Below are 17,983 nucleotides of genomic sequence, written 5' to 3' on the forward strand. Positions count from 1 at the left end.
CTAGTTCAAGTCTCGACATTTGATGATTTTTGCATGATGAAGCTCATGGCCAGCGATGCTGTAAACCTGCATCGCTGCTGACTCGGTATTAGTTTATTTTTCTTCTGGTATTTCGAAGAATTGATTAAAATCCATGTCTTTTTGCCCAAGCTCCGTTCTTTTTCCATCTGGTGTAATAAATCCGTAAGATGCGGCTCCGATTGTTCCCATATAGTAGTAGAAGGTGATTTTACTATTAATGATTGGCTTCACACCATCTTGTTCAATTAGATTAAAAGGATAGAAGAATAGCCCACTTTTACCCTCATGTCCGCTTCTTGCGGTCCATAATTTCTGAGCATAATTCCCTACAATCTTGTAATAGTAAATACCATTCCCCCCAAGAATAAAGAACTGATCGGATTTACCGCTGACAAATAGATATTCCTGGCTTTGACTTTCATTTTTAACATCTGGCTCTTTTAGCAGAGAGAGTCGAGGATAGGCTAAAGCGGCCGTACGGGACTCCGACAATTTTTTAGATTTATATTTATGGATAAGTGCTTCATTTGCTTTTGCAATGCTGACCGTCCGGGTTTTAGCATTCCAAACGACTCCCGCATTGGAGGACTCCGCAATAAATCTTAGGGGAACCATAACTCTGCCCTTTTCAATCGATGAAGGTGCTGATAAAGCGACTTGTTTTCCTCCAACGGTTGCTGTTTTCTGGCCTGCGACCAACTTCACCGTATCATGATCGCGAGTAATCGTTATTGTTTTCGAAGCGTTATCCCATGTTATAGATACACCCGGTATTTGTTGAACGACATTTAGAGGTACGATCGCCGAGCCATTCTTGATATAAGGATGCGTATCTGTTTTCACTTCCGAGTTATTCACTTCAACTTGAATGTCTTTTTGAATCTCGTTGGAAGGGGCTGCCATAGCACTTCCTGCAAAAGCAGCAAACATGGATAATAACATCAAACTGATTTTGAATGATTTCATCGAATTCTCCTCCTACTGGTTACGTTCTTTACCTATAACGTGCACAGAGGAAAATAGTTACATATTATTATGAAAGAGCAACTACACGCTCATATTGCATGAAACGCAAAAAAAGACATAATGAACATGTCTCTTTCTGAACGCTTTAATGATTCTGTTTAGATACTCTCTTTCAAACATCCGTTCGTTATCCTTCGCACAGCTTCATCTTCTCATAATGCTCTGCCAGGCTGCTACTCACTTCAGCAAGCTTCTCTACAAGCCCAAAGGGCTCCAGAATGGTTAAAGTTCTGCCATAAGGCAGTAGAAAATACGGCACATAGGTTAGTAAGGACGGCTGCCCTAACTGAAATACAGCCTTCCCCGCTTCCCGTTCCTGCAGCGCATGACCAAAGAGCCAATGCTGACAAAGTTCATTTAACACCTGTTCTTGTCCCTGAATGATTACATTAATCAGCTGGTGCGAATTCAACGAGTCCGGCAGGAGATTTCTCATCAAAAAGTCCTTGGCTGAAAATCCGGCCGGGCGTTCAAAACGCCGTTTGGTCTCGGGCACCGCTGTAATCCGGTCGACACGAAAGCTTCGAAGCTCTTCACGCAAACTGCAATATCCAACCGTGTACCAGCTTCCCTTCCAGTAAACGATCCCGTACGGGTCCAATTCTCGGGCAGCGGGTGCAGTGCGCCTTCCCTTGTCATACATGATGCTTAGCGTTATTCCCTGTGATGCCGCCTCTTCCAGTATCTCAAGGTGCGATTTCTGCTTATCTGTGATCGGTGGATAGATGACCGACATACCGTCGTGGTGCCTGTTGATTTCATCAAGTTGGTCATCATTGGTATACAGCTTCAGCTTGTTAACGGCACGATTCAGTGCTTCTGTATACGGGTATCCAGATTCTGCTGCGAAGATGGAAGCATGGACAAGTGCCTTCTGCTCTTCCATGTCGAAACGAAGCGGCGACTCGATAAAGTGATTCAGGAGCCGATAACCGCCGTTGGGTCCCGAATCAGCGATAATCGGTACTCCACTGGCACACAAAGAGTCGATATAACGATAAACGGTGCGTATATGTACCTCCAGCTGATCCGACATCTGCTGGGCGTTCATCTGCTTTCCTGACCGGAGCATCCAGAGGATCGACAGCATTTGATCTGTTTTGGACATAGGAACACACCTTTCTGCCGCTGGGTGTATGGGTCTGGGTGAATTGGTATTGTTATTCATACTTTAAGTGATTTCAAGTGAGCGGTTCTGCGCCCTGTTCAAGCCAACTTTCGTACGTTGGCCCGTATACTTCCGGAACACGCAGACCAGCTTGTCTCATCAGGACGGTCATTTGCCCCCTATGATGTGCCTGATGCATTAAGGTAAAATGCAGTGAAGCTCCATTCGCCCACGGCTCGCCCATCATCTCTATCGTGTCATGAAGACGATGATCGTCCCACTGCGTCTGAACAGCATTCAGCAGAGCCCGGCTGATCCGGCTATATTCCCTTGCAATCAGATCCGCTATGTTCGCTTCTTTGGCGTCGTTGTCCGGTTCGTCAAAAGCAAGTCCGCAATGGGTCATGTAATGGAGCGATTCGACAAGATGCCACGCCAACTGTCCCAGCGTTCGTCGCTCTGGAGCAATGATCTGAGATAAGGATTCATTCGTCAAAGCGTTCATGACCTTTTCTGTTATCTGCATTTCCCGGGTCCATTCGTCTGCAAATTCAGTGATTCTTACATACATGTGCATCCCTCCAACAGCTTGATAAGGTAGTTACAGATGCAGTATATAAGATAATCCCTGACAGTTATGGTCAGTGATTTGCCAAATTCATGATTGAATTGGTGTCATGGTTAAAGGCTTCCTGATTGCATAGCAGCCTTTGGAATTCTACTTACCTCGCCTATCTCATATAGCGCTGCCATATGCCACCATGCTCCATCCCATTTTTGACGGGTCAGCTCCCTGCAGTCCTTCTCAAAATGCGGAGCAGATTCAAGATACCTTACAGATTTTTTGATAGCCGATTGAATTATCTGATTTATTCTCATCGGCAGCTCTCCTTTTTAAGGATCCGGAGCCCAAGCTTAATCTGGCCGATTCGCATATCCGTTAGCAGCCCTGTACGTTTTTCTTTCTTCCGTAAAGTCCCACCACTGCTTGTCTGAGCCAGGATGATTCGCAACGAACACGATTAATCTGAATTGATCCTCTACACATGGATCTATTCTTACCTTGATCAATCTTTCCAGATCTTCGAATAATGCGGCTCCATCTCGATTTTTTAATTCATTTAATTCATAATACCCCAGCTTCATTAGATCTTTTGCAAATTGCGGTCCAATAGAAGGCACACTTTGAAATTCGGACAATGCCTTTATTTCTCTGGCTCTTTCACTCGTAACCTTCAAAATGAAAGAGAGATCTTCCAATGACAGTTTATGTATTTCATTTAACCGTGATTTGTGAGCTCTCAGCCTCTGCCGTTCCTGGGCCGTTAATTCTAATTTAGGAGTTTTATTTTTTTTCATTGTACTCCCCCCGCTAACTCCTCATGTAAATAAAGAGGATTTGTATTGTTATATATTCTTGGGTTTAGAACATTCTCCTTTATTAGTATCCGGTGACTGATGACATGCTGAAACATCAAGCAGCTGCCCGCAATCCATCGGCTTTCTTTTTTCAATTCATTGGTGTGAGGTTTACCTGGTCGGATCTGAGACAACTTATTTTGTCCAAAATGCCTACAGCACAAAAAGAGACATTATGAACATGTCTCTCCTCAAATCTATTCAATGATTCAGTTCTTATAATTTAATTTGTTGTTATTGGCATTGCGGCGTACCGGTGAAATGAACCAATAAGCCATGCCGACAAACACTGCTCCACCCACGATGTTGCCCAAAGTGACAGGGATCATATTGTGCAGCCAGCCGCCCATCGTAACCGTCGCAGGATGTCCCGGCAGCAGCAGCGCTGTCGTCAGCAGCGTCATATTCGCTACGCTGTGTTCATAGCCGCTCGTAATGAAGGCAAACAGGCACCACCAGATCAGGACGAGCTTCGCAATGTCTTCCTTGGCACGGCTGGACATCCAGATAGCCAGACACACGAGCCAGTTACACAGAATCCCGCGGAAGAACAGCATATAGACTGGCATGCTCATTTTGGCCGCTGCAGCTTTGAAGATCAGATGATCCGCCCCTGCTTTATCAAATAATCCAGTACCCAGCACGAGCAGGCTGAGGACCACCGCACCCAGAAGGTTACCAAAGAACACCAGCACCCAGTTGATGGACAAATCCTTGGCCGTTGTTCTTTTCGACAATGTACTCATCGTAAAAAACATGTTATTCCCTGTAAACAATTCCGAGCCGGCAAAAATGACGAGGGTCAGTGCGATACCAAACGCTGCTCCCATCAAGGTCTGCTGTAGTGGCGAATGTGCTGCGGCAAGCGGAGCTCCAATGGAAAAAATCAGAATAATACCAATTCCCACGTAAGCACCTGCCAGCATGGCCGAAGCAAAATACCGCACCATACTTTCATACATTTTCTCTTTCTTCTTAACGGCTGCTTCTATAATCCCCTGAACGGATTCCGTAAACATGTTCTTCCCCTCCGTGAATGCTTCTCTGTATTGGTTGTGTCCAAATTATATAGTCATTCCGAAGGGGAAAACGTGACATCGGTCATACTTTTATTAAATATTTATCAATGATTTGAACAGCAGCTCTGTTTACCGGCTGAACGAATAAACTGCCGGCAGAAGCCGGCAGTCCGTAAGATTGAGCTATTTAAATTCTACAGTTGAATATCTCTTCCAGCATCCTGCTCGGCCAAAATCTCGTTGTCCTCCGCATTGTCTCTCGTTACTTTCTGAACGCCGATGGCGCTGTACGAAATCAATAAAATAACGGCTATGTAGTATCCTTTTACATTCAACTCGAAATCAGCATTAAACAGGCCGATCGCGAACATCGCATAGCCGATAATCAAACCTGCGATGGACATCCCCGTAAATGCCGCTGTATTTCTCATCCGGTGTTTCGGGTTATCCCGTCTCGCTTCCCGGTCCTCCGTATTATCGCGCACGACTTTCTGTACCACAATGCAGCTGATCGTAATGAGCACCATGCACAGCAGATAGTACCCTTTCACGTTTAGCTGCCAATCCGCATTGTACACGCCGATGCAGAACAGAAAGAGACCTGCTGCCAATGCAAAATAGGATGCCAGTGTAAATGCTGCTGTATTCCGTTTGCTGTACCTTCGATTCATGTAAGGAATTCCTCTCCCCGCTTTGGATAAATTAGGATATACCTCCATTACTATACCGTGCCGTTCGGATAAAATACTACTGTATTTTTTGAAATTCAGCCTCTAAGCTGCTTTACAAATTCATCGAGTCATGTCGATCAGGTGGCTGTGCAAGCATATAAGCCCTCTTCTCCAGCATAAAAAAGAACAAGCCTGTACAGCACAGACTTGTTCATCATTTTAACGGCTGTTCTTATACCAGCTGCGAAGCAAGCTGCTTCAGGTAAGGCTTCAGCATCGGCTGAAGCTCCCTGCGCATCAGACCCATTTCGAGAATCGCCTGCATATAGCCAAACTGATCCCCGATATCATACCGGCGTCCCTCGAGTTCCAGTCCTAGCAGCCCTTCCAGCCTGGCAGCTTCCTTCAGCGCATCTGTCAGCTGGTATTCCCCTCCGGCTCCGCGTTCAATGCGCTCTAGAATCGGGAAGATGGATGGCTTGAGGATATAGCGCCCCATGACTGCGGTGTTGGAGGGGGCGTCTTCAACCGCAGGCTTCTCCACCAGATTCGTCACTTCATGGACACGATGATGGACTCCGTTCGAAGCAATAATTCCGTATTTGCTAACCTCGACCGGTTCGACCTGACGGACTCCAACGATCTGACAATCTGTCTGTTCATACAGGTGGATCATCTGCGACAGAGCCGGCGGATCCGAGACCATAATATCGTCACCGAGCAGCACGGCGAACGGATCAACCCCGATGAACTGGCGGGCGCAGCCGATGGCATGACCGAGACCGAGGGGCTCCTTTTGTCGGATAAAATGAATGCTGGCCATCTCACTGATTGCCTGGACTTCCTCCAGCAGCTGGCGTTTTCCTTTGGAATGAAGCGAATATTCAAGTTCTACGGATTTGTCAAAATGATCTTCGATCGATTTCTTATTACGTCCAGTCACAATAATGATATTTTCAATTCCCGACTGGACTGCTTCCTCGACGATATACTGAATGGCCGGTTTATCTACGATGGGCAGCATTTCTTTAGGCTGCGCCTTCGTCGCAGGCAGGAACCGGGTTCCCAGACCGGCGGCCGGAATAACGGCTTTTTTGATTTTCATTGTTAAGCACTCCTTTCATTCTCTCCCTGCATAACCATGTGCTCTGCTGCCCGGAATACCCAAAAACGGCTGGCTGCAAAGTTTAACCCCATACCGCTGACGGTGGCTGTAATTTTGCTGAATACAAGCCCCCATCCAAGCAGGTGATCTGCTGCATAGAGGATAAGTGTAGCGAACAGCAGTACGATCAGGTTGGTCAGAATAAACCGAAACATTTCCGTACTCCGGCGCTGTCTTCGTTCATCCCGAAATGTCCATCGACCATTCCACAGGTAGCTGTTCAATACGCCGCAGGAATAGGAAATGATCTGAGCGGTCAGAGCAGAATATCCGGCGGCGGACAGAATAGTGAAAATGAACATATCCACCGCCGTATTCAGTATGCCAACCACCCCGAACTTGACCAGCGCTGCCCAGGTTTTACTCATGACGGGCTGCTGCAGCGCTGCGCCGTCCATGCGCAGCCGAACCGGCTGCAGGATGCATCTCCCTGACAATGTACAACGGACGTGCCTTCGTCTCATCATAGATCCGGCCCACGTATTCGCCAAGAATACCCAGCATGATCAGGATAAAGCCATTGAAAATCAGCATGATGCTGATCATGGACGGCCAGCCTTTCAGCGTGTTATCCGTAAAAATAGCCAGATAGATCACACTCAGCAGATAGATGAAGCCTCCTGCGGAGAGCAGAGCACCCAGATAACCGGCCAGCTTCAACGGCTTATAGGAGAAGGATGTAATACCGTCCAGGCACAGCTTCAGCATCCGCTTTAAGGGATATTTGGTCTCTCCGGCAAGCCGCTCATCCCGTTCATATTCAATCGCAGTCTGACGGAAGCCGACCCAGCTGACCAAACCGCGGACGAACCGGTTCTTCTCTGGCAGCCGCTTCATTTCATCACACACCTTACGATCGATCAGACGGAAATCCCCGGTATCCACGGGTATATCTGTATCTGTAGAGGCACGAAGTACACGATAAAACATGCTGGCTGACCACTTCTTGAAACGGGTCTCCCCGCTTCGTTTGGTCCGGCGGGCATAGACGACCTCGTAGCCCTCTTTCCATTTGGCAATCATGTCGATAATCAGCTCTGGTGGGTCCTGAAGATCCGCGTCAATGATAACTATTGCGTCACCTGCTGCATAATCCATTCCTGCCGTAATTGCGATCTGATGGCCGAAGTTGCGTGAGAAGTCAATGAGCTTGACGGTATCATCCCATCTTCCGTAGTCAGTAATGATCTCGGCACTGCGGTCCACGCTGCCGTCATTGACGAACAGCAGCTCATAATTTTCGCCGATGGAGCCCATGACCTTCTTCAGACGCCGGTATGTCTCCTGAATGACGGCCTCTTCGTTGTACATCGGGATAATGATGCTGTAACGGATTTGTCCAGTCATTTGCGTTGCCTCCTTTTAGGTTTGATGGTCTTTTTCAGACTAAGCGTATTTAGGATCAGAGCTTCACTTCATACAGAGTTCCGTTACCGCTGCGGCCCATAGCACTGCTGCCCGAGCTTGTCGTTGTCTTCCATTCACTTTCCGGAATTTCCGTGCCATGTTCCTGAACCCAGGTTGTGATCTCGGAATTGCCGCCGCGGCCTCCAATCAGGAAATACTTCAGCTTGCCGCTCTTCACCAGCTCCTCGAGCTTCGCCGTCGTATAGACGGGATCGGAACCGGAGAACCCGCCAAGGGTAATGACAGCCGCGTTCTCATCGATGATATAAGGTGCAGCCGTATTATAATCGGACGCTGCAAAGAGATACTCCTCGCCCGTGTTGTGTTGCTGCAAGTACTTAAATGTCTTCTCGTCTACCTTCTCCGAGCTGCCCGGACCGCTGCCGCCTCCCGGCATCGCCATACCGCCAGCACCGTTCGCTCCTCTAGTACCGGATGGACCTGATTCTTCCGCAGCGCCGGCTGCAGAACCGCCCGCTCCGTTATCGCTGTTGTCCGAACTGCTGCCGTTATTGGCTTGGCTTGGAAACAGCATATTCCCCATATTCATACCGCCTTCGCGGTCACCTCTTCTGCCATCCTGTGCTCCCATACCGCCGCCGAACGTGTTGGAACCGGAAGGGCCTGCAGCAGGAATCATACTGTTGCCGCCGTAAGTGATCGGTGTCAGAGCCCAATAGGCGGGACCGATCAGCATAACTGCGAAGCCGGCAATGACCAGAGTTTGCTTCAATGGATTCGCATTGTTCTTCATCACAACCAGAGCGGCTGTCACCGCAATACCTGCAGCCAATTCGCCGATCGACCAGCCTGCACCCATGGTGTCGTCGTATGGATGCATAATATACCAGCCGAAGATCGTCGTCAGCAGGATGGCTGCCGGGAGCAGCCAGGACTGCCAATTACTCTGATGGCGGTAGGCATTCCACATTTCGACGAAGCCTGCACCTGCCAGCGCTGCGATCGGAGCGGCCAGCATAATCAGATAATATTGATGGAAGAATCCCGCTACACTAAAGAATGCGGCTGCCGGAAGCAGCCATACCAGCCAGAATACAGCCTCTTTATGTTTGGCCGTGATGTTCCTGCGGCGAAGGCTTGCCAGCAGTGCAACGCAGCCGATAATCACCGTCGGCAGCAGCCAGCTGGCCTGTCCGGACAACTCGGTCTGGAAGAGCCGCAGCGGCCCCTTGGTGCCGGTACCGAACATGCCGCCGCTGCGGCCATTATCTCCGCCGCCCGGAAATCCCTGCAGAGGCTGGCCGCCCCTGTTGTTCTGGCCTTGCCCGAAGCCTCCATCCTCTCCACCGTCTGGGGGGGGCTGCATTCCGTTCATTCCATTAGCTGATGTATCCCCTTGGGACAGGTTGTTCTCATTGGTCGAACTCGTCATGCCTGTTCCCGGCATGCCGCCACCTCCACCTCGGTTCTGCTGTCCTGTCAGACGGGATAAACCGTTGTAACCAAAAGCCAGCTCCAGCACCGAGTTGGTCTCACTGCTGCCAATGTAAGGCCGCTTATCCGCTGAGATTGAGTCCACCGTTACCGCCCAGGACAAGGAAATTACGGCCATAACTGCCGTACTTACAATCAGCACAACGATCTTTTTGCCCCATTTTGCCTTGAACGCCAGCAGGTAGAACAGGTAGAATGCCGGCAGGACCATATAGGCCTGGAGCATTTTCATATTGAAAGCGAGTCCGATCAACGCAAAAGCGATCATAATTCTCCACGAACTGGACAGCTTGACTCCCTTAAACAGGAACCAGGCGCCAAGGAGCAGGGTGAATACCAGCATACTGTCGATGTTGTTCGTCCGGCTGACCGCCGCCACGACCGGAACTGTAGCCATAGCTAATGCGGACAACCTCGCGGCCGTGATTCCGAAGGTGGGCTTCAGCATCAGATAGATCAGCAGAACCGATCCTACACCTGCCAATGCCTGCGGCAGAATTACGCTCCAGCCGTGAAGTCCGAATATGTAAGCAAAGCCGGTCTGAATCCAGAAAACAACCGGCGGTTTATCCACCGTTACCGATCCAGCTGAATCCAGTGAGCCGTAGAAGAAATTGTGGAAATTTCTCAGCATACTCGCAACCGCGGTCGTATAATAAGAATTGGCATATTTGTCATTCCAGATGCCGTATCCATTCAGGAAAGCGGCGAGCAGCAGAATCGGCAGGAGGACCCAGTCCATCCTTCGTTTCAGATTATTCATGTTTAATCACTCCTCAGTTATTCTTCATGACTGTATTGTGACAGGCTTACCTGAATCGTAATTGAGTGCTGGCTGAATGTTCGCTGAATGCCCGGGTGATTCACGCAGCCCGCATGTTTTTTTGTCTAACCTGATAATAAAGTCATGTTTTTTCAGGCTGTTTTCAGCTTTCTGACTGATAATGCTTACCATACAGCTGCTGTATGAGAGAACTTCTGAGGTACACTCATCACGACTTTATACTGCTATCGAGGAATGAACACTGGAGGAACACGATAATGAAGCTTACGAATGGAATTAAAATTTTGCTGGCAGACGATGAACCGCATATCGTGCAATTTCTGGAGCTTGGACTTAAGAATGAAGGCTACGAAGTATGCAGTGCCCCGGATGGCTCTGCAGCTCTTGATCTGGCCCTGGAATTTCGGCCGCATCTGGCAATTCTGGATGTGATGATGCCGGAGATGGATGGATTCGAAGTGGTCGAACGTCTGCGGGAAACCGGCGAGAATATTGGGGTGATTATGCTGACAGCCAAGGATGAAGTCGAGGACCGTGTTCGAGGACTCCGTCTGGGTGCAGATGATTATATGATTAAACCGTTCGCTTTTGATGAGCTGCTGGCCCGTATTCAGGCCCGCCTCCGCAATCAATTCCCTGATCTTCTGGGCGAAGTGGTGCACGGCCCGTTCCGGATTGATGATCGGCGCAAAGAGATCGTCTATCGCAATCAGGTGATGGAACTGTCGCCAACCGAATACGAGCTGCTGAAATTCATTGTACTGAATCACGGTATTGTGCTCAGTAAGGCTACTATTCTTGACCGGGTGTGGGGGTATGATTTTGGCGGTGAGGAAAATATTGTTGAGGTGTATATCCGTTCACTTCGGGACAAGCTCGGCGATAAGGAGCACAAGCTGATCCGTACCCTGCGCGGGGTCGGCTACCGGGTGGATCTGCAATGAAGGGTTTGCTGCTAAAGCTGACCAGACGTACCTTTCGGCCCCGCTCCCTCCGTTCACAGCTGCTGGCACGTTCCCTCTTTATTCTGGCTGCACTCCTTCTCCTGATCGGCATTTTGCAGTACTGGATTATGCAGGATTTTCTGTACCGTAACCAGGCCAAAACAATGCAGGATCAGATGCTGTCCCTGCCGCGGATCTGGGTCGGCAGTATGGAACGCGGCGGCACCATGCCGTTTCCAGGACAGCCGGACAACGACAAGGACAAAACCAAGGACAGCGGCGGCAGCCGTCCTTATCTGTTCCTTCCGGACCGGTCTTTGGCCGTCTATGAAAAAGACGGTACCTATATAGATATATCCGGCGAGAACGGCCTGATCTCCCCGAAGCTGAGCGATGACGAGTACAGCCGCCTGAATCAGGAGGTCAATGACCGGAACAAGGTCCAATACCGGATTGTAGCGGACGCCAATGGAACGGAGCAGCTGGTTGTCTTCGGGAAAATCGGACCCCCGGAGCGCAGCAGCAGCCATCTGATTCAGATGGGCACACCGACGACGCCGATCAGGGACCTTATTTTGCGGCAGCTCGTGACGTTCGGTATTCTCTCCCTGCTGGCGATGCTGGGCGGTCTTGCTCTCAATGTTCCGGTGCTTCGCAGGACGCTGGTTCCGCTGTCCAACATGGTGGATCAGGTTAAGCAGATTGACGCCGGCAGCCTGGCTGAACGACTTCCGGTATCTCAAGGCCAGCAGGAAGTCGACCGCCTAGCGTTGTCCTTCAACGGGATGCTCGAACGCCTAGAAGCCGCTTTTGAAGCAGAGCGTGAATCGAAAGAACAGATGAAAAGGTTCGTCTCGGATGCTTCCCATGAGCTGCGGACACCGCTGACCTCCATTCACGGATTTATAGAGGTCCTGCAGCGCGGTGCGGCTGCGAACGCTGAACAGCTCTCCGCTGCATTGAAGAGCATGCACGGGGAATCCCTACGGATTAATAAGCTGGTAGAGGACCTGCTGCTGTTAACGAAGCTGGACCAGGCTCCGCAGCTGCATATGGAGGATGTACGGCTGGACAGCCTTGTGCGGGATATGCAGCCGCAATTGGAGATGCTCGCTCAGCAGCGTGAAGTCCAGATCGATGTTACTGCCGAGCTTCATGTCAGGGCAGACGTGCACAAAATCAAGCAGGTACTGCTGAACCTGTTCCACAATGCAGTTCAGCACACCGATCCGGTCCAAGGTCGGATTGTGCTCTCCCTCTATGCGGTCAGGGGGGCCGCCGAGCTGTCCGTGAAGGACAACGGGACCGGCATTGAGCTTGAGCATCTCTCCCATATCTTTGAGCGATTCTATCGTACCGCTTCGTCCCGCTCGCGGAAGCAGGGGGGAGCCGGACTGGGACTCGCCATCACCAAATCCATTGTCGAATCGCATGGCGGTGATATCCGGGTAGACAGCCTCGTTGGCCAGGGGACCAGATTTACTATCTCACTGCCGCTGCTTAAATCGTAAGGAGGTTTCTAATGAATGAGTTGAAACAGCCTCTGCCGGTTAAACCTGCCGCGCCTAAGCTGCCCAAGGTACTGCCTATACTGGAATGGAAGGATGATCTGATACAGGATGAAGAGGTATTTACCAGCTGGAGGGTGGCCGATTGCACAATAGAAGGACATCATGTCCGCAAAGTACTGTTTCAGCATATGAGGTTTGAGCAGGTGACCTTTACCGGTGCGCTCCAACTAGCAGAGTTCAGTGATGTTGTCTTCTTCCAATGCGATTTGTCCAACGCCGATTTCAGCGAGGTGATGATGCACCGCTGCCGGTTTGAGCAGTGCCGGATGGTAGGACTTGATCTGACAGCCTCTACGCTTCGCAATATTGGATTAGAGATGTGCAGTGCGGATTATGTATCACTCCGCTTCGCTAACCTGAAGCAGATTCTGTTCCGTCAGTCCTCCCTCACCCAGGCCGATTTCTATCATACCGAATGGACGAAGCTCTCTTTCGAAGAGTGTAATATAGATAAAGCCCAGATGTCCGGCACCAGGCTGGCGGGGATCGATCTGAGCTCCTGTCAATTTTATAATCTTGGGGTCGGTCTTGAAGAACTTCAGGGATGCATCATCACTGCACCCCAGGCAATCCTGTTCAGTAAAATATTCGGACTTGTCGTCAAGGAGGATCTTGGATAATTTTAAGCGTGATGACGGCTTTCAAAGAGATCCAGCATGTATTCAAGCGCTTCCAATTCATCCTTCCCCTGTGTCCTCAAGGTAATCACAGTGCCCGGCTGAATCGGAGTCTGGATCATGCCGAGCAGACTCTTCACATCCACCAGATGATCGTGATCCGCAAGCCGGTATGACATTTTAATATCGGACATAAACCGGGCGGATTCGGAAGAAATACGGATCAGCTCCTCGCGATCCAGATAATCAAAGATCCGGACATCATGAATTCTCACTATTATCATTCCCCTTCTGTAAATGTAGTCTGAGACTCTCAAGCTATAAAAAGGAATGCCGCAGCATTCACATCAAAAAAGGTCTAAAACGGGCGCTGACAGTCAATATGACTGTCAGCGCCCGCTGCATGTATCCATTAGCTTGCCAGTAAAACTACTGTACTATATTCATCGGCTGCAGATAAGGTGTTTTTTACTTTTTCGCCGGATCAATATCTTGTGACCTCATTCCGGACCAAATGTTCGGAATCTGTATATCTTCCGGATGCTCAAACACCAGGAATGCGGTTGGAAGATAGCGTTCTCCATATTCGGAGGATGGGCGGTTTACAATCTCGTTGTCCTTGACCAGTACGCTGGAGGATCCGCCATCCAGATTGGCGGCAATGACTGCTCCATGCTTCAGAAGAATATTCTGGATATCATACAGGTTGGCCCCAATACTGTAGCCTGGCTGCCGTCCGTCGATGACGACGAAGAGGATAGCTCCATCAGCACGCTGACCCATCGCTGTACGGGGTGCGATTCCCCAGCCTTCGGATGCGCTGCGGATCAGTCCTTTTCCATTTACAATCAGTCTCGGTTGAAAGGTGACCGCTTCCTGTACCTGCAGTTTGCTGAGCTCACTTAACGTATAATTGCCGGCGATCATCTTACCCTGCTTGTCTATCCCCACAATCTGAGTCGATTTCTTGCCATCCAGACCGTTGTAATACAGCTGGCCTTGCGAGATAACCACACCAATCGGCTTAAAACCGTTACCGCTCCAGTTCGGATCAGCGAAACCGCCGCCGTTCACACCTGCGACGGCTCCCAGCCGTTTGGCCATACTGGACACATGCTCACCTTTGCCGGCTTTTCCGGGAATGCCCAGCCGAATGGATTTGGGATCGTTTACAGTCATAATATAACCATGATAGCCCTTACCAGAAACCTCTTCGATTTCAACAAGATCCTTTTTGCCCGCAGCGGTTTGGACAGCACCAGGAATCTGGATCTGATGGGTATCCTTCTCCGTACCCATTTGGTTAAACCGTTCATTATACTCGGCAATCCGCCTGTCCAGTCCCTCCTGTCCCAGAATATACTTCGCCCACCGCCGGTGCTGCGTGGTGATCAGCGTATCCGCCACAGAATAACGAAAATGGCTGCCTGAAGGGGTCTCGGACATCCATACAGCTGTACCAGCCATTATAACTAACAGCAGAAGAATCAGATTCAGCATCCATCGGAGTGACTTCTTTTTTTTATTTTTCTTTCTTGACGAATGGGTGTGACGGCCGCCAGGCCCCTTGCCCGCTCTTGCGCTTGAACGCTGCGGCGGTGAAGATGGACTCATATCGAACTCTTCCTCCCCTGATCATGTTCCTCATCATTTTCATAGAACCTTCTTTATTGTATCGGCATAAGGACAGAGGGAAGTTTCGATTTTTTAACCATTTTTTGCTTAATTTTCATTATTCAAATGGGATTGAGAACATCAAGATACATTCGCTTCTTCTCGATGTAATTAATCTCACTGCAAAAAATACTTAGAATGATATGGTAATTCCCCGTGCTTCATTGGTATAATGAACGAAACCTGAATAATGGAAGGAATGATAACATGAAGTTCAGCGAGTTCAAATATGAGAGACCTGACCTGCCATTAATTGAACAGCGGTTTAATAATTTGCTGCCTGCTTTTAAGGACGCTTCCAGTTATGAAGAGCAGGATAAAGCGATGTCTGATATCAATAAGCTGTTCAGCGAAGTAGGTACCCATATCCAGTTGGTCAGTGTTCGCCATTCTATTGATACAACCGATGAGTTCTACAAGGCTGAACAGGATTATGCCGATGAGATTGGCCCTATACTGCAGCAGTACATAACGGAGTATTATCAGGCACTGGTGGACTCCAAGTTCCGCTCGGAACTGGAGAACAAATGGGGTTCACAGCTGTTCCGTCTCGCAGAATTGTCACTCAGCACCTTCCATCCGGATGTAATTGAGGACCTGCAGAAGGAGAACAAACTGGCGACCGAATACAGCCAGCTGATTGCTTCTGCGAAGATTCCTTTCGAAGGCGAAGAGCGCACGCTGCCTCAGCTGCGTCCTTTTGAATTGTCCACCGACCGCGATCTCCGCAGGAGAGCATCGGAAGCCCGTTACACTTTTATGGCTGAGCACGAGGAAGAGCTCGACCGGATCTACGATGAACTGGTCAAAGTCCGCTCGGCCATCGCCAAAAAGCTGGGTTTCAACAACTTTGTTGAACTGGGCTATGCCCGCATGAACCGCACGGACTACAATGCGGAACAGGTTGCGAATTTCCGTAAGCAAGTGCTGGATTATATCGTTCCGGCAGCTACCCGTCTGAAGGAACGCCAACAGAAACGCATTGGTGTGGATACCCTCTATTATTACGATGAAGGCTTCAGCTTCAAGACCGGCAACGCGGCACCGAAGGGTGATGCTGAATGGATCATTGAAAATGGCGCCAAGATGTATGCTGAGCTGTCACCAGAGACTGACACGTTCTTCAAGCAGCTGGTAGATCAGGATCTGATGGATCTGCTGAGCAAAAAAGGCAAACAAGGCGGCGGCTACTGCACTTACCTGAGCGAGTACAAAGTACCCTTTATTTTTGCCAACTTTAACGGAACCTCCGACGATATCGATGTGCTGACTCATGAGGTCGGTCATGCCTTCCAGGTCGCCTCCAGTTCGCATTTCGAGATCCCGGAATATCACTGGCCTACCTATGAATCCGCAGAGATTCACTCGATGAGCATGGAGTTCTTCACTTGGCCGTGGATGGACCTTTTCTTCAAGGAAGACGTGGATAAATACCGCTTTGACCATCTGGCTTCCGCTCTGCTGTTTATTCCATACGGTGTATCCGTTGATGAATTTCAGCATTTCGTGTACGCCAATCCGGATGCTACGCCGGCTGAACGCAAAACGGCATGGCGTGACATTCAGCGCAAATACCAGCCGCATTTTAATGTCGGGGATAACGACTATCTGGATCGCGGCGGCTTCTGGCAGAAACAGGGCCACATCTACTCTTCACCGTTTTACTATATCGACTACACACTCGCTCAGATCTGTGCCTTCCAATTCTGGAAAAGATCCCGCGAAGATTTCGCATCGGCCTGGGCCGATTACCTCAAGCTGTGTAAGGCTGGCGGCAGCCTGTCCTTCACTGGTCTCGTGGAGTTGGCAGGCCTGCTCTCTCCGTTCGAAGATGGCTGCGTAGAATCGGTCATCGGAGAAATCGAAGGCTGGCTCGACAGTGTGGATGACGCAGCACTCTAAACCATGATAACAAAACCCCTGCAGCGAATTCTTGTGCCGAAGCACTGGATTCGCTGCAGGGGTTTCTTATGTGCAAACCAATCTTTCAATGACCGGTTTAATTCGTTTGATCATCCAGACTATATCTGACTGCAACCGGCTTGAAGACGGATGAACATACCGCACCGCCTCCGTAACCCGGCCCTGATACACCTGACCCAGGTACTCATCGTACGTATTGTACTGAACTACATTCAGATGAAGCTGTTCGTAATCAACCACTCCATCATAGCTGCGGGTCGTATATGACGACTCTTCAGCCGGGCCGGGCCTGGCACTTTCCTTGAGACATTGATTCATCTTTTCGGATTCACTCACCCTGAGAAAACGGGCAGCCCAGTCATTCAGATTCTGGTCCTCACTGTTCTCCAGTCCCGCTGGGTGCGAGTCCGGTGTTGGCTGCAGCTCAGGTTGGATAACCCGGTGTCCCTTAGCCACATTTACCAGAAACGAGTCATTTTGTAGAGGCAGCGCATGCTTTTGGATGTCATGAACCCGTCCGAGAACATACGTTGACTTAATATATATTCTGCGTTCACCGCCTCGTGCCGCAGCAGTCTGCCGTTGTTCTGCGAAGGACGAATCTGTAAATGTAGCATAAGCTTTGCGGTTCAGATCTGTATCGAACTCCTGATAGCTGCTTATCATCTGTTTACCTTGCAGTCTGGGGCTCAGCTGACTTCGGACAGCGAACGGAACGTCGTCCGCATAGGCGGGTATACCCGCCCCAACCTGCGGTACCGCAGCAGAAGCACTGCCCAGCAGAAACAGGCTGCAAATAAGCCATCTCATCAGAGAGCGGGCTCTCCTGTTCTTTTGCTTCATTCCATGCGTCTCCCTGTCTGCTGGTAATCCCGGACCCTGCGTTTCCGGATCAGGCTCAGCAAGCACAGGCTGATCCAGCTGACGGACGGCGCTCCATAAATCAACAGGTATCCCTTAGTTATGCCAAACCGCCCTCCCTCCGTCCACTGTTCCAGCATCATATTCCCGCCTGACAAAAGGAACAGGTTCCAGAGAACAATAATGGATATGCTGTACGCCAGCCGAATGCGCCTTCCCGCCAGCCACGCTGCCAATCCGAAAGAGCCCAGATAACCTCCAGCCATGATCAATGCCAACATCTGCTTGACTCCTTTGTCCATATATCATTCTATCAGC

At 49.8% G+C, this 17,983-nt stretch carries 19 protein-coding genes; 4 read left to right on the forward strand and 15 right to left on the reverse strand.

The features are described 5' to 3' along the window. Positions 1 to 93: 93 nt before the first annotated feature. The 11 genes from Q5741_RS04340 to Q5741_RS04390 all read right to left on the reverse strand — a co-directional run bounded on the left by Q5741_RS04340 (position 94) and on the right by Q5741_RS04390 (position 10,054). Positions 94 to 987 (reverse strand): copper amine oxidase N-terminal domain-containing protein, encoded by an 894-nt coding sequence (locus tag Q5741_RS04340; RefSeq protein WP_305022839.1) that lies wholly within the window; start codon positions 985 to 987, stop codon positions 94 to 96. A 187-nt stretch (positions 988 to 1,174) separates the two neighbouring features. Continuing rightward, a complete protein-coding gene (locus Q5741_RS04345) occupies positions 1,175 to 2,155 on the reverse strand; it encodes a helix-turn-helix transcriptional regulator (RefSeq protein ID WP_305022840.1) in 981 nt (326 codons plus the stop codon). Positions 2,156 to 2,228: 73 nt separating this feature from the next. Further along, a complete protein-coding gene (locus tag Q5741_RS04350) occupies positions 2,229 to 2,726 on the reverse strand; it encodes a DinB family protein (protein ID WP_305022841.1) in 498 nt (165 codons plus the stop codon). A 110-nt stretch (positions 2,727 to 2,836) separates the two neighbouring features. Further along, on the reverse strand, positions 2,837 to 3,034 hold the full coding sequence (locus tag Q5741_RS04355; RefSeq protein WP_305022842.1) for a hypothetical protein: 198 nt from the start codon (positions 3,032 to 3,034) through the stop codon (positions 2,837 to 2,839). Between the two features lie 36 nt (positions 3,035 to 3,070). Then, entirely contained in the window at positions 3,071 to 3,514 is a 444-nt protein-coding gene (locus Q5741_RS04360) for a helix-hairpin-helix domain-containing protein (protein WP_305022843.1), read from the reverse strand. A gap of 269 nt (positions 3,515 to 3,783) precedes the next feature. Beyond that, positions 3,784 to 4,593: a formate/nitrite transporter family protein gene (locus Q5741_RS04365; protein ID WP_305022844.1), complete on the reverse strand. Its 810-nt coding sequence runs from the start codon at positions 4,591 to 4,593 to the stop codon at positions 3,784 to 3,786. A gap of 194 nt (positions 4,594 to 4,787) precedes the next feature. Then, on the reverse strand, positions 4,788 to 5,264 hold the full coding sequence (locus Q5741_RS04370) for a YiaA/YiaB family inner membrane protein (RefSeq protein ID WP_305022845.1): 477 nt from the start codon (positions 5,262 to 5,264) through the stop codon (positions 4,788 to 4,790). A 232-nt stretch (positions 5,265 to 5,496) separates the two neighbouring features. After that, on the reverse strand, positions 5,497 to 6,369 hold the full coding sequence (gene galU / locus Q5741_RS04375) for a UTP--glucose-1-phosphate uridylyltransferase GalU (protein WP_305022846.1): 873 nt from the start codon (positions 6,367 to 6,369) through the stop codon (positions 5,497 to 5,499). Between the two features lie 2 nt (positions 6,370 to 6,371). Beyond that, positions 6,372 to 6,797 (reverse strand): GtrA family protein, encoded by a 426-nt coding sequence (locus Q5741_RS04380; protein ID WP_305022847.1) that lies wholly within the window; start codon positions 6,795 to 6,797, stop codon positions 6,372 to 6,374. Next, positions 6,790 to 7,776 carry a glycosyltransferase family 2 protein gene (locus tag Q5741_RS04385; protein WP_305022848.1) on the reverse strand — a complete coding sequence of 329 codons (987 nt, stop codon included), beginning with the start codon at positions 7,774 to 7,776 and terminating at the stop codon, positions 6,790 to 6,792. The genes Q5741_RS04380 and Q5741_RS04385 overlap by 8 nt, the downstream gene beginning before the upstream one ends. Before the next feature lie 55 nt (positions 7,777 to 7,831). Further along, positions 7,832 to 10,054 (reverse strand): ArnT family glycosyltransferase, encoded by a 2,223-nt coding sequence (locus Q5741_RS04390; protein ID WP_305022849.1) that lies wholly within the window; start codon positions 10,052 to 10,054, stop codon positions 7,832 to 7,834. Positions 10,055 to 10,332: 278 nt separating this feature from the next. Between Q5741_RS04390 and Q5741_RS04395 the strand changes: the two genes are divergently transcribed. The 3 genes from Q5741_RS04395 to Q5741_RS04405 are packed head-to-tail and all read left to right on the forward strand — an operon-like array spanning position 10,333 to position 13,210. Next, positions 10,333 to 11,019 carry a response regulator transcription factor gene (locus tag Q5741_RS04395; protein WP_305022850.1) on the forward strand — a complete coding sequence of 229 codons (687 nt, stop codon included), beginning with the start codon at positions 10,333 to 10,335 and terminating at the stop codon, positions 11,017 to 11,019. Next, complete coding sequence (locus Q5741_RS04400) at positions 11,016 to 12,530, forward strand: sensor histidine kinase (protein WP_305022851.1); 1,515 nt, start codon at positions 11,016 to 11,018, stop codon at positions 12,528 to 12,530. Before Q5741_RS04395 ends, Q5741_RS04400 begins: the two co-directional genes overlap by 4 nt. A gap of 11 nt (positions 12,531 to 12,541) precedes the next feature. Beyond that, positions 12,542 to 13,210, forward strand: coding sequence for a pentapeptide repeat-containing protein (locus Q5741_RS04405; protein WP_305022852.1), 669 nt, complete (start codon positions 12,542 to 12,544; stop codon positions 13,208 to 13,210). A gap of 2 nt (positions 13,211 to 13,212) precedes the next feature. Here the strand turns inward: Q5741_RS04405 and Q5741_RS04410 are convergent, their stop codons facing one another. Continuing rightward, complete coding sequence (locus tag Q5741_RS04410; protein WP_305022853.1) at positions 13,213 to 13,482, reverse strand: HPr family phosphocarrier protein; 270 nt, start codon at positions 13,480 to 13,482, stop codon at positions 13,213 to 13,215. 193 nt (positions 13,483 to 13,675) lie between these two features. Continuing rightward, positions 13,676 to 14,821, reverse strand: a complete 1,146-nt coding sequence (locus Q5741_RS04415; RefSeq protein ID WP_305022854.1) for a phosphodiester glycosidase family protein — start codon at positions 14,819 to 14,821, stop codon at positions 13,676 to 13,678. A gap of 267 nt (positions 14,822 to 15,088) precedes the next feature. Between Q5741_RS04415 and Q5741_RS04420 the strand changes: the two genes are divergently transcribed. Continuing rightward, on the forward strand, positions 15,089 to 16,783 hold the full coding sequence (locus tag Q5741_RS04420; RefSeq protein WP_305022855.1) for a M3 family oligoendopeptidase: 1,695 nt from the start codon (positions 15,089 to 15,091) through the stop codon (positions 16,781 to 16,783). 66 nt (positions 16,784 to 16,849) lie between these two features. On the opposite strand, the gene Q5741_RS04425 is transcribed toward Q5741_RS04420, so the two are convergent. Beyond that, positions 16,850 to 17,614: a hypothetical protein gene (locus Q5741_RS04425; RefSeq protein ID WP_305022856.1), complete on the reverse strand. Its 765-nt coding sequence runs from the start codon at positions 17,612 to 17,614 to the stop codon at positions 16,850 to 16,852. Between the two features lie 29 nt (positions 17,615 to 17,643). Further along, positions 17,644 to 17,946, reverse strand: a complete 303-nt coding sequence (locus Q5741_RS04430) for a hypothetical protein (protein ID WP_305022857.1) — start codon at positions 17,944 to 17,946, stop codon at positions 17,644 to 17,646. Positions 17,947 to 17,983 lie beyond the last annotated feature (37 nt).

Origin of the sequence: Paenibacillus lacisoli (assembly GCF_030580655.1) — a bacterium.
Taxonomy (GTDB): Bacteria; Bacillota; Bacilli; order Paenibacillales; family Paenibacillaceae; genus Paenibacillus; species Paenibacillus lacisoli.

What these genes read in the sequence shown, in the direction of transcription:
- Q5741_RS04425 (WP_305022856.1), bottom strand. Translation starts at nt 17,614, where the DNA reads ATGAGATGGCTTATTTGCAGCCTGTTTCTGCTGGGCAGTGCTTCTGCT.
- Q5741_RS04415 (WP_305022854.1), bottom strand. Translation starts at nt 14,821, where the DNA reads ATGAGTCCATCTTCACCGCCGCAGCGTTCAAGCGCAAGAGCGGGCAAG.
- Q5741_RS04360 (WP_305022843.1), bottom strand. Translation starts at nt 3,514, where the DNA reads ATGAAAAAAAATAAAACTCCTAAATTAGAATTAACGGCCCAGGAACGG.
- Q5741_RS04420 (WP_305022855.1), top strand. Translation starts at nt 15,089, where the DNA reads ATGAAGTTCAGCGAGTTCAAATATGAGAGACCTGACCTGCCATTAATT.
- Q5741_RS04430 (WP_305022857.1), bottom strand. Translation starts at nt 17,946, where the DNA reads ATGTTGGCATTGATCATGGCTGGAGGTTATCTGGGCTCTTTCGGATTG.
- Q5741_RS04380 (WP_305022847.1), bottom strand. Translation starts at nt 6,797, where the DNA reads ATGAGTAAAACCTGGGCAGCGCTGGTCAAGTTCGGGGTGGTTGGCATA.
- Q5741_RS04385 (WP_305022848.1), bottom strand. Translation starts at nt 7,776, where the DNA reads ATGACTGGACAAATCCGTTACAGCATCATTATCCCGATGTACAACGAA.
- Q5741_RS04345 (WP_305022840.1), bottom strand. Translation starts at nt 2,155, where the DNA reads ATGTCCAAAACAGATCAAATGCTGTCGATCCTCTGGATGCTCCGGTCA.
- Q5741_RS04395 (WP_305022850.1), top strand. Translation starts at nt 10,333, where the DNA reads ATGAAGCTTACGAATGGAATTAAAATTTTGCTGGCAGACGATGAACCG.
- galU (WP_305022846.1), bottom strand. Translation starts at nt 6,369, where the DNA reads ATGAAAATCAAAAAAGCCGTTATTCCGGCCGCCGGTCTGGGAACCCGG.
- Q5741_RS04340 (WP_305022839.1), bottom strand. Translation starts at nt 987, where the DNA reads ATGAAATCATTCAAAATCAGTTTGATGTTATTATCCATGTTTGCTGCT.
- Q5741_RS04405 (WP_305022852.1), top strand. Translation starts at nt 12,542, where the DNA reads ATGAATGAGTTGAAACAGCCTCTGCCGGTTAAACCTGCCGCGCCTAAG.
- Q5741_RS04350 (WP_305022841.1), bottom strand. Translation starts at nt 2,726, where the DNA reads ATGTATGTAAGAATCACTGAATTTGCAGACGAATGGACCCGGGAAATG.
- Q5741_RS04355 (WP_305022842.1), bottom strand. Translation starts at nt 3,034, where the DNA reads ATGAGAATAAATCAGATAATTCAATCGGCTATCAAAAAATCTGTAAGG.
- Q5741_RS04400 (WP_305022851.1), top strand. Translation starts at nt 11,016, where the DNA reads ATGAAGGGTTTGCTGCTAAAGCTGACCAGACGTACCTTTCGGCCCCGC.
- Q5741_RS04365 (WP_305022844.1), bottom strand. Translation starts at nt 4,593, where the DNA reads ATGTTTACGGAATCCGTTCAGGGGATTATAGAAGCAGCCGTTAAGAAG.
- Q5741_RS04370 (WP_305022845.1), bottom strand. Translation starts at nt 5,264, where the DNA reads ATGAATCGAAGGTACAGCAAACGGAATACAGCAGCATTTACACTGGCA.
- Q5741_RS04390 (WP_305022849.1), bottom strand. Translation starts at nt 10,054, where the DNA reads ATGAATAATCTGAAACGAAGGATGGACTGGGTCCTCCTGCCGATTCTG.